This is a genomic window from Microbulbifer agarilyticus (genome assembly GCF_001999945.1).
Classification (GTDB): Bacteria; Pseudomonadota; Gammaproteobacteria; order Pseudomonadales; family Cellvibrionaceae; genus Microbulbifer; species Microbulbifer agarilyticus_A.
Genome location: NZ_CP019650.1, coordinates 2204247 through 2218706, shown reverse-complemented (window position 1 = coordinate 2218706; position 14460 = coordinate 2204247). Strand labels below are relative to the sequence as shown.

Annotated in this window: 10 protein-coding genes; 5 read left to right on the top strand and 5 right to left on the bottom strand. The window is 57.0% G+C overall.

Annotation, left to right across the window (positions count from 1 at the left end):
* Positions 1 to 21: 21 nt before the first annotated feature.
* Both tmpT and Mag101_RS09065 read left to right on the top strand, forming a co-directional pair.
* On the top strand, positions 22 to 654 hold the full coding sequence (gene tmpT, locus Mag101_RS09070) for a thiopurine S-methyltransferase (RefSeq protein ID WP_077403783.1): 633 nt from the start codon (positions 22 to 24) through the stop codon (positions 652 to 654).
* An 87-nt stretch (positions 655 to 741) separates the two neighbouring features.
* Entirely contained in the window at positions 742 to 2379 is a 1638-nt protein-coding gene (locus Mag101_RS09065; protein ID WP_077403780.1) for a sodium:solute symporter, read from the top strand.
* A 6-nt stretch (positions 2380 to 2385) separates the two neighbouring features.
* Here the strand turns inward: Mag101_RS09065 and Mag101_RS09060 are convergent, their stop codons facing one another.
* The 5 genes from Mag101_RS09060 to murI all read right to left on the bottom strand — a co-directional run bounded on the left by Mag101_RS09060 (position 2386) and on the right by murI (position 11523).
* Positions 2386 to 2769: a DUF6632 domain-containing protein gene (locus tag Mag101_RS09060; protein ID WP_077403778.1), complete on the bottom strand. Its 384-nt coding sequence runs from the start codon at positions 2767 to 2769 to the stop codon at positions 2386 to 2388.
* Positions 2770 to 2966: 197 nt separating this feature from the next.
* Positions 2967 to 4040: a 3-deoxy-7-phosphoheptulonate synthase gene (locus tag Mag101_RS09055; RefSeq protein ID WP_077403775.1), complete on the bottom strand. Its 1074-nt coding sequence runs from the start codon at positions 4038 to 4040 to the stop codon at positions 2967 to 2969.
* A 316-nt stretch (positions 4041 to 4356) separates the two neighbouring features.
* On the bottom strand, positions 4357 to 7860 hold the full coding sequence (locus tag Mag101_RS09050; protein WP_077403772.1) for a UvrD-helicase domain-containing protein: 3504 nt from the start codon (positions 7858 to 7860) through the stop codon (positions 4357 to 4359).
* Positions 7857 to 10571: a PD-(D/E)XK nuclease family protein gene (locus tag Mag101_RS09045; protein WP_077403769.1), complete on the bottom strand. Its 2715-nt coding sequence runs from the start codon at positions 10569 to 10571 to the stop codon at positions 7857 to 7859. Before Mag101_RS09045 ends, Mag101_RS09050 begins: the two co-directional genes overlap by 4 nt.
* A 100-nt stretch (positions 10572 to 10671) precedes the next feature.
* Positions 10672 to 11523: a glutamate racemase gene (gene murI / locus Mag101_RS09040; RefSeq protein ID WP_077403766.1), complete on the bottom strand. Its 852-nt coding sequence runs from the start codon at positions 11521 to 11523 to the stop codon at positions 10672 to 10674.
* Between the two features lie 106 nt (positions 11524 to 11629).
* On the opposite strand from murI, the gene Mag101_RS09035 reads away from it, so the two are divergent.
* From Mag101_RS09035 to Mag101_RS09025, 3 genes are read left to right on the top strand one after another with little or no spacing between them, the layout of a single operon-like run.
* On the top strand, positions 11630 to 13048 hold the full coding sequence (locus Mag101_RS09035) for a DNA recombination protein RmuC (RefSeq protein WP_077403763.1): 1419 nt from the start codon (positions 11630 to 11632) through the stop codon (positions 13046 to 13048).
* Positions 13049 to 13051: 3 nt separating this feature from the next.
* Entirely contained in the window at positions 13052 to 13996 is a 945-nt protein-coding gene (locus Mag101_RS09030) for an AEC family transporter (protein WP_077403760.1), read from the top strand.
* Entirely contained in the window at positions 13993 to 14457 is a 465-nt protein-coding gene (locus Mag101_RS09025; RefSeq protein ID WP_077403758.1) for a DUF2489 domain-containing protein, read from the top strand. The genes Mag101_RS09030 and Mag101_RS09025 overlap by 4 nt, the downstream gene beginning before the upstream one ends.
* Positions 14458 to 14460 lie beyond the last annotated feature (3 nt).

Genomic DNA, 14460 nt, shown 5'->3' with positions numbered 1-14460 from the left:
ATATCTGCGAAGGCGAGGTATATGGAACACAAATTTTGGCTGGATAAGTGGCACAAAAACGAAATCGGCTTCCACAACCCGGATGCGCACCCATTACTGGTTGAGCATCTGGATGCTCTGCGGTTATCGGCCGGTGCCCGGATATTCTTGCCGCTGTGCGGTAAAACACTGGATATCGCCTGGTTGCTACAACACGGCTACCGCGTTGTTGGTGCTGAGTTGAGTGAGGTGGCGATCCAGCAGCTGTTTGCGCAGCTTGATGTGGACCCGCAGGTCGCTAAGGTGGGCAACGCAAAGCTCTACAGTACGGGGCAGCTGGAGGTCTTTGTAGGGGATTTTTTCGAACTAACGCGCGACGCGCTGGGTTCCATCGATGCGGTGTACGATCGCGCCGCGCTGGTAGCGCTGCCGGAGGCAATGCGCACAGCCTACGCAGCGCACCTGATCGCGCTTACCGAGGGGGCTGATCAGCTGTTGCTGGCGATTGATTACGATCAGAGCCAATTACCAGGGCCGCCATTTTGTGTGGATGCTGCCGAGGTTCACCGGCTTTACGACAGCGCCTACAAGACGGAGCAGCTGGGTTCTGCCGAAATAGATGGCGGCTTGAAGGGTAAGGTACCGGCCCGCGAGGTCGTTTGGCTGCTGAGGTAGCGGCGTCATGAAGCCGGGTGATCAAGGAGTTTTCACCCAAATAACAAAAGAACAGCAGTACGAAGTACATAACCAAAGTACACAGCAATGACACAGCAGATATCAGGGATTGATTGGGGAATTATTGCCGCTTACTGTGTTGGCCTTCTGGGGATGGCTTACTGGTTGTCGCGCCGCCAGGGCAGCCGGGAAGATTACTATGTGGCGGGGCGCAACCTGGGTCCGTGGCCGGTAGGCCTGTCGATCATGGCCACCCAGTGCTCTACCAACAGCATTCTTGGTGCGCCGGCCTTTGTTGCGTTTACCGCGGGCGGCGGCCTGCTGTGGCTGCAATATGAACTCGCGGTGCCACTGGCGATGGTGGTGTTGATCCTGTTTGTGATGCCGCTGTTTCGTCACCTCAATCTCGTCTCTGTGTATGCCTATCTCGAACGGCGCTTTGATCTGGCCACCCGCTTGACTCTCAGCGGATTGTTTCTATTCGTTCGCGCATTTGCCACCGCCGTTACCGTCTACAGCATTGCATTGGTGATCGATTTGATTACCGGGTTGGGCTTTTTTGCTTCGGTATTGCTACTCGGAGCCTTTACCGTGGTATATGACGTGATGGGTGGGATTCGTGGCGTTATCTATTCCGATGTATTGCAGTTGCTCATTCTCGCCATCATGCTGCTGGTGGTTCTGGTTTCACTGACGACCGTAGCCGGAGGGATGGATGCCATGTGGCAGGCCTTCGACAGTGAGCGGAAAACCACGCTCGACTTCGCGCACCACGGTTTTGGTGATGGCAAGACGTTCGCGTTTTGGCCAATGCTGTTTGGTGGGCTTTTTCTGTATGTTTCCTATTACGGTTGTGATCAGAGCCAGGTGCAGAGGCAACTCAGTACCCGCAATATTGACGCCACCAATAATGCACTGCTGATCAATGGTGTGTTGCGTTTCCCGCTGGTGTTTCTGTACTGCCTGGTGGGCGTGGGTATCGGTGTGTACGCCGCACAACACCCGACATTCGTCTCAGCATTGCCGGCGACCGGGCAGGGGCCCCAATACAATCTTGCTGTACCGCTCTACATGATCAACGCGTTACCCGTTGGGTTGGTAGGGCTGAGTCTGGTGGCGTTGTTTGCCGCTGCGATGTCGTCCCTCGATTCGGTGCTGAACTCATTAAGTGCTACGACCATGGAAGATTACGTTCGGCGGTTCCACCGTGGGCATTGGACGGCACGAAAAGAGTTAGTGTATTCGCGGGGCATGACGGCGGTCTGGGGCGTTGTTACGCTGGTTATGGCGTTTTACGTGGGCGATATCGCGCCTACGGTGTTGGAGGCTATCAACAAGGTCGGCTCGCTGGCGAATGGGCCGATTCTGGCGGTGTTCATACTAGGCTTTTTAGTGCAGCGTGTGGCGGGACCGCAGGTTATTGTTGGGCTGTCACTCGGGGTGGCGGTAAATGGCATATGTTGGCTGACTATGCCGGAAATCTCCTGGCTGTGGTGGAATGTGATTGGTTTTTTCGTGACAGTTGTTGCGGCAGTTGCGGTCTCCATTTTGCCCGGTGGCAAATGGAAAGGTGGAGGGGCGCGAACCGAAGGTGAGCCGGATCTATATGAACAGGCAATACGTCACCACTTGCGTACGGAGGCCAAGGTTAACTGGTATCGCCGCAGTGCCTGGCTCCTTGTGTGGTTTCTCTGCCTGTTCGTTCTGCTTCGCTGGTTGGAATAGGGCGCGCTAGTGTGAATGTCGCTTGGGCATGAGATACCAGAGCACAGCGGCCACCAGAAACAGTGCCGGTACATCACCCAGTAAGTTCGTCCGCTCGGTCTCGTCTACTAAGGCCTGTACCAGCATTATGGCGCCGTGTACGATGCTGGACCAAATGGTAAACCAGATAAGACTCAGGTTTTCCATCGGATTTTTTGCTGCCCTGATCAGGAATACGCCGAGCGTTGCGTAGAGTCCCATAATCATCTGCTCGTATTCCGGCTGCCGCGGCGTCCAGCCCCAGCCCGACGGCCATACCCACATCATCATGATGTATATTCCAAAGATAAAGAAGATGCCAAGGACGACGAGGGCGATCTTCAGATATTTCATTCTCTGTGCGTCAGTCATTGTCGGCTCCTATTGCCAAATACGCGCATTGGGTTTGGTTGCTATCCAAGTAGTGTAGATAGAATTCCGGGGATACTCGGACGCGCACTGAGGTGTATGCGCCCAGGGTGACGTGTAGGAGGGGGAAACAATGAAATGATATTGCGCGGGCAAAAAAAAAGGCCGGCAAAGCCGGCCTGTAATAAGCGTGAAACTGTTTAGCCTTTGCGAGCCTGAAGCGGTTCGCGCAGCTGCTCCGCCATACCGAGCAGTAGGGATTCGGTGGTTTCCCAGTCGATGCACTTATCGGTAACGGATACGCCGTATTCCATCTTGCTGCGATCTTTATTGATCTTCTGGTTGCCAGCTTTCAGGTTACTTTCCACCATAATGCCGATAATGGACTTGTTGCCATCCAGAATCTGGTGAGTCACGTTGTCCACCACTAGCGGTTGCAATTCGTGGTTTTTGTTGGAGTTGGCGTGGCTGCAGTCCACCATGATGTTGGGGATCAAACCTGCTGCCTCAAGCTCTTTCTCGCAGACCGCGACACTCACCGAGTCGTAGTTCGGTTTGTCATTACCACCGCGGAGTACCACGTGGCCGTATTTATTACCGGCGGTGTGGATGATGGCAACCTGGCCTTCTTTATTAATGCCCAGGAAACGGTGTGGGTTGGCGGTGGACTGAAGTGCATTGATTGCCACTTCCAGGCTGCCGTCGGTACCGTTTTTAAATCCCACTGCGGAAGAGAGGCCGCTAGCCATTTCGCGGTGTGTCTGGGATTCGGTGGTGCGGGCACCGATCGCAGACCAGGAAATCAGGTCCTGCAGGTACTGCGGAGAGATCGGGTCCAGTGCCTCGGTGGAGGTTGGCAGGCCCAGCTCGGCAACATCCAGCAGAAGCTTGCGGCCAATGTGCAGGCCGTCTTCAATCTTGAAGGAATCGTCCAGGTGTGGATCGTTAATCAATCCTTTCCAGCCCACGGTTGTACGGGGCTTTTCAAAATACACACGCATCACGATCAGCAGGGTGTCGGAGACCTTATCGGCCAGCGCCTTCAGGCGCTGGGCATAATCGATGGCCGCATCGACGTCGTGAACGGAACAGGGGCCGATCACAACCATCAAGCGGTGGTCTTTGCGGTCGAGAATATCGCGCACGGCGGCACGGCCGGCGGCCACAGAAGCTTCAGCTGCCTCACTAACGGGCAGTTCTGATTTCAGCGCTTCCGGTGTAATCAGGATGTCCTGGGAGACGACGTTAAGGTCGTCGAACTGCTGCGTGGTCATGGTTAAATCACTACTTATTTAGATAATTTGGTCGCGTCCTTGCCCACAGCACAGAGCTGCGGGGCAGTTATGCTACCTAGTGACTGGTGGTAGGGCTAGGGTTTCATTTGAAACAGTTTTAGTTGTCACCAGTTTGTACCGTGTGCGCAAAATTTATCTAGTCTTGATGTGCTTGCTAAGGATGGGTTTGCTCGGCTATGTGGCTGGCAGTATCTGGGTAGGATAGTGAGTGCGCGAGTATCGGGCTGACGCGGACGCTGCGTTAGTCGCCGATCCGGCCCCTTTCAGGGCCGGTTCCAGATCGGACTTTGAGTGCTTATTCCGGAGGTAACTCTGCCAGCGTTTGCATCAGAGGGAAGTACAGTGCACAGCGTATGGATGTTTCGCCGCGCTGGTAGAACAGGCGTCGGTAGCGATCCAGCTGATAGCGGTACTGCTCCAGCTGCGCGGCAATAAAGTCTGACGGTTCTTCACCGGCACTCGGTTCTGCGGTCTTGTAATCGACGATCCAGCGGCTGCCTTCGGCGTCGATAAAAGTACGATCAATGATATTGCGGCGCAGCTGGCCACCTCCGGTGTGAATCTCCTGCTCGGCGGCAGATTCTAGATGACTTGCGTCGAGTAACCAGCGGCCGGTCTCACAACTGAGAGTGCGGGCGATCGCCTGTTCAACTTTTTCGGCCGCGTTTTCGAGGTTGCGTCCGCTTAAGCCAGCCTCCGAGAGTCGCAATTGCCAAAGCGGTCGTAACTCGCTGATCACTTCAGGCGTGGGGCGTTGCAAGCGTTCCGGTGCTTCGGTGAGTGTCGCCAGGGTTTCATGGGCAACGGTGCCTGCGTGCCGGAACCAGCGCTGTTGTACCTGCCCAAGCTCGGGCAAGTTGCGTTCTTCCGGCGCGTCCTGCGCATCCTCGCCGGGTGCGGCTTGTGTGCTTGCGACTCGGTAGCGGGCCAGCAGGTTTCCATGAGGGTAAGCACTGGGCTGCCAGCCCAGGGGCAACTGCAGCAGATAGCTGTGATCGGTTGCGTCAGCATCGGCTGCCGGCTCCGGGCTCTCAAGCCAATAACACCAATTGCTGCCGTCCTGTTGGCTAAGTGCGGGCCAGATGCTGGCAAGCAGTGATGCGGGCGCGGGCGCCTTGTAGTCCTCATTTTTCTTGTCGGAAGACTTCACGTTGGCCAGCAGATACAGGCTGTGGATCGCACGGGTGCAGCCCACGTACAGCAGGCGTGTACCTTCGAGTCGCTCGCGCTCGCTGTTGTCGTGCTTGACGTAGGCGTAGAGCGGGTCTTTGCCGCTGCGCGGGCTTTTCGGCGCGAGCAGAAAACGGTTATCTGCCTCGGTATTTAGCCAGCTGCACCAGCGCAAAAGCTGGTCGCTGCCGCCGGCACCGCCGGACTTGTCTAGGCCCGGAATGATTACATGGTCAAATTCCAGACCCTTGGACTTGTGGATCGTCATCACCTGCACGGTGGCCTGTTGTGCGGGGCGCGCGAACAATTTTTCCAGGGCTTGCTCGAATGCGGGCCAATCGCCGATCCGACCGCCCTGGTCGTATTTTTCCAGGAGCTGGAAAAAGTCAGAGGCGTTACTCAGTTCCTGCTTGTCTGCCACACACGCTGGTCCGCCGAGGGCGAGCCACAAGCCTTCGATCCAAACCCGCAGAGGTTTGCGGCCACGTTGCTGCCAGGCTTCCAGCATGACCGGCAGGCTTCGCTGCAAGCGTTGCGCGCCATCTTCACTCAACCCTGCCATTGCCTGGCCACTGTGCAGGTTGTTTAGCAACGTGTTTAGAATGGGCGCATTTTTCGGGTCACGCGGATCCCGTGGCTTTGCGTCCTCGTCGAGATTGCTGGTCTCTGCAGTGGCGTTGGCCAGTGCATACAGGTCGGGCAGGGTGAGGCCGAACCAGGGGGCACGCAGTACCGATAACCAGCTGATACGGTCAGAATGGTCTTGCAAGGCGCGTGTCAGGCTGAGCAAGTCCAGCACCACCATTTTACTGGCCAGGGGCGAGAGATCCTGGGCTTGGTAAGGAATGCCGGCACGCGTGAGTTCCGGCAAGATCTGTTGCAGATGTTTTTTATTCCGCACCAGAATGGCGATGCTTGCCGACGGTGATTGCGCCTGTAGGTCCTGCACGATTTGCAGGGTCTTCTCCGCTTCCAACAAACGTTCGCTATCGTCTGTGCAGCCATAGAAGGTGACGGGTTCACCTTTCCAGGAGCGCGGCTTGAACGCCACGGATTCCAGATAACGCACGGCGCCGCGGCTGATATTGTCTTTGCTGGGGAAGGCGCGCGCGAAGGTGGTATTTACCCAATCCACCACAGCGGTACTGGAGCGAAAATTCACCTGTAGATTCAGTGGTACCAGCGGCAGTTCGCCAATCCCTTCGTTGCGCGCGTCCAGAAAGATGCCCACGTTGGCATTGCGGAAGCCGTAGCAGGATTGCATGCCGTCGCCCACGATAAACAGGCTGCGCCCGTCTTGAGGCTCCCAGCCGGCGGTGAGTTTTTGCAGAAATTCCAGTTGTAACTGGGACGTATCCTGGAATTCATCCACCAGTATGTGCTGAATCTGCACGTCCAGCTTGAGCGCGACTTCACTAGGATCATCACTGCTGCCCAGTGCCGCCAGCGCCGCCTGCGCGACCTCGGTAAAGTCGGTGCCGCCGACCTGCTGGAATACCAGTTTTAACTCTGCCACCAACAGCGGCAGGATGCGGGCCATCGAGCGCAGAATCTGCCACTGGCCGTCGTCCATACCGCCGGGAAGGGTACGCACTTCGGCGATCTGTTGCAGTAGCGCTTCATCGTCGGCCAAGGAAGCGAGCAGGGCACTAATTCGCGCCTTTTGCTCTTTGGCCTTCCCCGCATCCGGAGACTTCTTATCGGCGGCGGGAAAGCCAATGGTTTTGGTGACCGACTTGCGATAGGTGCCGGTACCGGTAACCAGTAGCTCAGCGAGCGCCAGCCACTGCGGCAGACCTTCCGCGTCACAGCTCGGCGCGCCTGCGATACCTGCAAGTTGGCTTATCGGATGCTCGGGCTTGTCTTTACTGAGATTAGTGCCCGCGTAGTCCGCGAGTTCAATCAGTTCACCGAGGTGTGTCCCCAATCCCGCTTTCAGTGCGGCAAGCTGCCCTTCAATCAGTTCGTTGATTACGAAGGTGAAATAGTCCTCGGCCTGTTCCTGGTGAACGGCAAGTAGCGGTTCGAGCCACTGTTCCCGCTTTTCCAGCAGGGTCTGCAGTAGCCCGGTAACTTCCGGCAGGTTGTTGTCGAGGTGCAGCAGCAGCTCGCCAAGATCCTGATCCAGTGGCTCTTGCTCCAGCTTCGTCAATAGATTGGCAATGGCCTTCTCGTAGGCGATCGCGGGCTGCTCCAGGGGTTCCCCCGGTGCGCCCAGTCCACTGTCGACGGGTAATTGGCTGGCGATATTTCGGCACAGTCCATCGATGGTCTGGATACGCAGGCGCTGAGGGCTCTCGAGTAGGTGCCATTGATGTGTCTGGTCGTGGGCCAACAAATTTTTTGCCAGCTGCCAGGTAATTTTTGCGTGAGGATTCTCTGGCTCCGGATTGTCCCGTGCGTCTACTAAAGCGTCGAGAAGTCGCTCGCGCATTTCACCCGCCGCTTTGCGGGTAAAGGTAATCGCCAGTACTTCTTCCGGCTGTTTGCAGGCTGCGAGTAATTTGAGCAGGCGTTGTGTCAGCAAGCCGGTTTTTCCGGAGCCCGCGGGAGCAGAAACCGCATAGCTTTGCGTGATGTCGAGCGCTTGTTCGCGCTGTCGGGCATCTACAGGTGTTGAGCTGGTCATGATTGTCGTTCCGGCCAGCGGTTCAGCGGCCACAAATTCTTTTGGTTTTCATTGTCAGCTGGGCGGTCGAAGCGGAGTGCGGCATACCCGGTTTTGTACTCCGAGGCGAGCGTTGCAAGTGCTTGTGCCCAGTGCTGGGTCAACTGATCCCAGTTGCCTAATTCCACTTCGGGGTTCTTCTGGCTGTCGCCAACCGCTTTCACGCCTTTGATGGCATGGGTAAGTTCACCAGTGCCAAGGTATTTGCAATCGCCATTTTTTACCGCGCCGTAGGCAATGCCTTTTACGTTTGGCAAGAACAGGGCATAGAGTGGCAATTGCGGCTCGCGCACGCGCGCTTGCAGCCAGTCGCTGACACTGGTTTGGCCTGTTTTGTAGTCGATTACCAGCTGTTCTTGCTGATCTGCAGAGGTGAGGTTGTCCAGCCGGTCCAGACGCAATGTCAGGGTCAAGCCCTCGAGATTCACGGTTGTTTGTGACTCAATTTGCGCAGCCTCAAATTGTGGGCGCGCCAGTTCTAGCGGCAACCATTGCTCAAAGATGTCTCCCAGACGACTTTTTTCCAGTGACCAGAATGCCTGCGGCAACTCCGGATGTTTTCGTTTAAGTCGCCCGATGGCGGCGTCAATACTGGTGTTGATCTTCAGTTTGCGCTGCTCTGGTGTCATTTCGACAAGCTGGCGAGACGTTTTACAGTTCTCGAAGAAAGCGGCAAGCATTTCATGAATCAGGTTGCCGCGTTCGGCGGGGCTCAGGCCGAGGCCGGGCTGCATAAAACTGTCGGCACCCAGGCGGTAACGAAGTTGCGCATTGAGTGGGCACAGGGCCTGGGCTTTTAATACACCTGCGCCGCCGCGTACCTGTGTGGATTCTTCAGCAGAGAGCGGGGGGAGTGCTTCGTCGGGGATCTTCTCCAGTGCAGTTGCTTTCTCTAGCGTTTCATAGAAGGTCTGCAGCGGGTCGCTATCGAGCCAATCTGCGGGGGCAGGGCTGCCAAATAGTGCGCTGAGAGATTGGCCTACGCCATCTTCCTCACAGGCGTAACTAACCACCACATCACTGCTGCTGTTTAGCAGGTCCTGGGTAAGCTCTTGCGCAAGCTCCAGTTCACGCTCGGCACTCGCGCGCGGCATTTTCCAGTCTTTTTGCCAGAGGATGGGTAGCATCGGGTTGGGCGATGGCGGTGCCGGCCACTGTTGCTGTCCAAATCCCACTAGGCGTATATGCTCGAATGCGAGGCCACCCGCTTCCAGTACCCCGAGAATTTGCAGTGGCCCGTCGCGGGTTTCTGCCTGAAACGGACTGCGGCTGGCAATCTGTCGCAACAACTGCAGTGCCTTTCGTAGTGGCAGCGCGCCGGTGAATTCGCTGAGATTGGCAAAGCTTTCCAGTGCTTGTTCCCACAGCACCAGCTGCTGGTATTCCTGACTGTTGGGGTTGCGTGCGCCGGGCCAGCCGAGCTTCAGCAGTAGGTCAGAAAAACGCTGTGCCCAGACTTCCGCTGGAGCGCGCTGCCAGCGTCGGGCCCAGTCGCCCAGCTGGTTTAGTTGCCCGGGCAGGGGACTTTCAGGGGCAAGCTCTTCGGCGAGCTTCTCCGCCCAGGAACGCAGTACGTTTCCGGGTATCTCGCGCAACTCCAGCTTTTGCAGTCGCCGCATCAGGGCGCTGCGCAAATGCTGCTCGGCCGTTCCTTCATCCCCCCAGAAGGGGCTGAACAGCAGATTTCGCAGGGTGCTGTAATCAAACGAGTCCACGAGCGCTTCGAGCAGATCGAGCGATGCCGAACCGACCGGTGTCTTGGCCAGTGGCGTGCCCGCGGAAAAGTTGAAGGGTAGGGTGTACGTGGGTTGGGTCGGGGAGAACCACTGGGGTTCCAGCACCCGTGCGAAGACCTGTTCAACCTGGGCGCGACACTGGCCAAGGTTATTCACCACGATGCCGATGCTCGCATCCGGGTTCTGCGAGAGTTTAGTGGCGGCCCAACGCGCCGCCTGCTGTAGTTCCTCTTCAAGATTATGACAGCGGCTAACTTTCAGGCAATTTGCAGCAGCCTGCGGGATACCGAACGGCATTACCTTTTCCGCCGCCGCGGCGAATAATTTGTCATTGAGTGGCGAGGATTGCACAAAGCCCGCCAGAGATAGCTGCGGGAGCCGCGCCAACTGCCCCTCTGTAAAGGCTTGCAATATAAGCAGGTCGCGCTGGTCCTGGGTAATTGCGTTGTGCTGCGCAAGCTTCTGCTGGAATGCGGGCAATAATTCGAACAGCGGGTAGTCGCTGGACTGCAGACCGGTATTTTCCCAGTGAGGCTTCAACACCTCTTCTGCGTTTTCCAATTGTTCGATTCGACACCACTGAAACAATTGCGCCAAAGCTCCGTCGCTGTGGCCTGCCAATTGTTGGGTATTGATCAAGCCTTTATCCAGCGTGCTATCGATACAGGCTTGCCATAACAGTTGGCATTGCTCACGGTTAAGTACCCGTCGCATCGCTGGAGGCCATTGCTTTTGCTGTAGTTCAAACCAGAGCTTGTCGAGCCAGCCCTGCAGCGACTCTACCGCGGGCGGAGCCCAGTTTTTGGTACTGGCTGGCTGGAATGCGCCGAATACCTGCAAGCAGCGATTGCGCAGACGGTTGGTCGGGGTGAGAAGGAGGCCGCCCACCGGCAGTTCGTCGAGAATCTGCCGGAAAGGAAATGCAGGTTGCAGCATATAGTTTGACGCTGAGTAGGGTGTTTATTGCTGTTTTATTGGTCGCAGTGCACGCTGGAAATGGCCAGGTGTTGCGCAGCGAAGCAGAGGCTTCACAGGACTACAGTCTAACCGCAATCGCCTGGTGCTGATACGTTGGCCCGAACTCGCCGAACGCCTGCAGAATCTGCTCAGATTGATGCTCACTGCTGGTGAGTAGTTGGCTGCTGTGCGGTTCGCTCGGCAGAGTGAGTTTGAGTTCATCCAACCACCAGCGCACCCGGCGGGCAATGGCATCACCGGAGTCTAACCAGGTAAGTGGCCGTGGCGAAGCAGCGCTGAGTTCGTCTCGTAATAGCGGAAAGTGGGTGCAGGCCAGTACAGCGGTATCGAGGGTTTCCCCGTGCGGTCCGCTAAATAGCCTTTCAATCACCGGAGCGAGATCTGCTGCGGCAATGGTTTCGCCGCGCAGCTTCGCTTCCGCCAGCGCCACAAGTTCTGGGGCGGGCACATTGATCACGCGGCTGCTATTGGCGAACTGATCAATCAACTCGCGGGTGTAACGGCGGTTAACGGTGCCTTCGGTGGCAATCAGGGCGATGGTGCCCGTGCGGCTGCCCGCGGCTGCGGGCTTGATCGCAGGTACCACGCCCACAACCGGTTGCCGCAAGGTTTGCCGCAGTTCGGGCAGGGCCAGTGTGCTGGCGGTGTTACAGCCGACGACCAGTAAATCTGCATCGCAGGCGGACACCATACGGCTGGCAATGTCGACGATACGCGGTCCCAGCGTATCTTCAGGTTTGGTGCCGTAGGGGTAGAAACCGTTATCGATACCGAAATGCAGGGTGAGACCGGGCATTTGCCGGCGGATCTCCCGCGCAATACTGATGGCGCCGACCCCGGAATCGAATATCAATGCGCTGGGGGCCTTGTTAGAATGGCGGCTGGATTGTTGGCCGCTTTCTACTGGCATGCGACAACCTGTCTCCCGTTAAGTACCTCTGGCCGGCAAGGATACCTCAGCCGACGCCCTGTGTAGCACACTCGATAACACTACCTAATAAGTTTAAGTGATTTTTATGACCTGGTTTCCCCTGCAAATATCCCTGGAGCAGTCACTGTTGGCGGGTGGCCTGATTCTGGCGCTGATGCTCCTCGCATTCTGGGGTGGCAGGGCTGGCAGGGCGCGTCTGGTCAGTCAGTTTCAGTCACTGCAAGCCGAGCAACAGGTTCAGCAGGCCCACGCACAGGTGGTGCAGGAACGCGATACTCAGCAGCAAGTGGAGATCCAGCAGCTGCGCGAGGCGCTTTCTGACAAGTCTCAGCAGCTGGTGCGGCATCAGGTCCTAGTGGAGAAGGGCGAAGCTGCGCTCGCCGAGCAGAAGCAGCAGCTGGAACAGACGCGCGCGAGCATGACCCAGCAGTTCGAAAACCTTGCCAACCGGATCTTTGAAGAGAAGCAGCAGGCCTTCCAGCGCCGCAGCGAAGACAGCCTGCGCAAGAGCCTCGACCCGCTAGAGCGTCAGCTGGGGGACTTCCGGAAGCGCGTAGAGCACGTATACGACCGGGAGAATGCCGAGCGCAACAGCCTGCTGGGCCAGATCAAGGCACTGCGGGAACAAACCCAGCGTATCAGTGATGAAGCACTGAACCTGACTTCGGCGCTGAAAGGCGACCGTAAAATTCAGGGTAACTGGGGTGAAGTGGTGCTCGAGCGCTTGCTGGAAGAGTCTGGCCTGCAGAAAGGGCGTGAGTACGAAACCCAGGTCAGCTTTACCGCCGATGGCCGTCGTCGCCAGCCGGACGTGATCGTCCGTCTGCCAGAAAACAAGGACCTGATCATTGACTCCAAGGTCTCGCTGGTGGATTACGAACGCTACGCCTCGGCCGAGACCGACGAAGAGCGCACACAGGCGCTCAAGCAGCATGTGAACTCACTGCGTGCGCATATCACCGGCTTGAACAAAAAGGCCTACGAGCAGTTGGAGGGCGTGCGCACCCTTGATTTCGTATTTATTTTTGTGCCGATTGAGGCAGCCTACATGCTTGCAATGCAGGCCGATCCGGAAATGTTCCGTTTCGCCTACGAGCGCCAGATCGTACTGGTAAGCCCGACGACGTTGATGGCCACTCTGCGAACGGTTGAGAATATCTGGCGCTACGAAAAGCAAAACAAGAATGCGGAAAAGATTGCCGACGAGGCGGGCAAGTTGCACGACCAGTTTGCGCTGGTACTCGAGTCGCTCGATAACCTGGGTAGCCGTATCCGTCAGGCGGATGAGGCGTATCAGGAAACCTATAAGCGACTTGCTACCGGCCGAGGCAATGCGGTGAAGCGTATCGACAGCCTGCGTAAACTGGGGGCGAAGACCCGTAAGCAGATTGCCGCCGACTTGCGCGAGAAGGCGGAGGATAGTCACAAATTGCCCGCGTTAGATGCGGAGAAGACTGCCGCGGAAACTACTACCGCGGAAAGTACTGCCGAGGAAGTGGAATAAGCCTTGGACGCCGTAGCCGACACCTTCTCGTTTGCGCTTTCCGTTACCGCACCCATTTTTCTCACCCTGTTGGTGGGCTATGGGCTCGCGCGCGCAAAGTTGCTCAGTAATTCGTTCGTCGATGATGCATCGCGGTTGGTGTTTCTGATCACGCTGCCGGCGCTGTTGTTTTTCAATATTTTCGGTTCCGATGCCGATCCAACGGACGAGTGGCCTCTGCTCCTGGCGGGCTTGCTGGGTACTGTGTTGACGGTGCCACTGGCCTGGTTGTGCGCCCGGCCATTGGCTTATGGGGACCGCAGTGCGTTTATCCAGGGGGCATTTCGCGGAAACCTCGGGATTATCGGGCTGGCATGGGCGGTAAATGCCTACGGCCCGTCGGGCCTGGCGCAGGCCGCATTGCTGATGGCGGTCATCACCATCTTTTACAATATCGCAGCGGTTGCCCTGTTCGCGGTCTATTCGCAAAAGGCGAAGTTTAGCTGGCGGAAACTGGCCATCGACGTCGCGCGCAACCCGCTGATCGTGGCGATCGTTTCAGCGCTTATCGCTAAAGCCATCGGTCTGCAGTTGCCACAAATGGTGGTACAAACGGGTGAATACCTTGCTTCAGTTACCTTGCCCTTGGCGCTGCTTTGTATTGGCGCGTCTCTGGACTTGAGCATGTTGCGCCGGAGCTCCTTTGGCGCCGTGGTCGCCAGCGCATTCAAGTTGCTCGTGGTCCCGGTGGTACTGGTGTCCATCGGCTGGATGTTCCAGCTGGACGGGCAATCCATGGCGATTCTGTTTCTGCTGGCAGCCGCGCCAACGGCCTCGGCTTCCTTTATCATGGCGCGCGCGTTGGGCGGCAACAGTCAGTTGGCCGCCAACATTGTTGCGATCAGCACACTCTTTTCTATTGTTACCGCCAGCCTCGGACTGGCACTGTTGAAGGTAAACCTCCCATGACTGAAGTACCCGTGTGGATTCTGGTAATTGCCGGGCTGATTATTCTCGTGCTCTCCGCGGTAGCGACATACTACGTACTCGAACTGCGAGCGGCGCGTAAACGCCAAGCACAACAATTGGCGGAGCTCGAAGCCGCCGCTGAGGCCCAGCGCGAGCGAGTAAATAACAGTATTCAGATCATTGCCAAAACGCTACTGGAAGAGGGTGTGGGCCTGACAGAGGCTTCCATTCGTATCCGGGTACTGTTGGATTCGCTGCAAGTGGAAGCGTCGGTAAAAGAAGAGTTTGTCGCTTTCTATCAGATCGCGGATAAAACCAATCACATTCCGATTTTGGCGGAATGGAAAAAACTCCCGCCGAAAGAGCGCTTTGCGTTCGAAAAGGAGATGTTCAAAGTGGAAGAGGAGTTTGGTGACTTCGCTTTGGATGCGGCCAAGCGAATTCTCGGACGGCGTTTCTAAGCT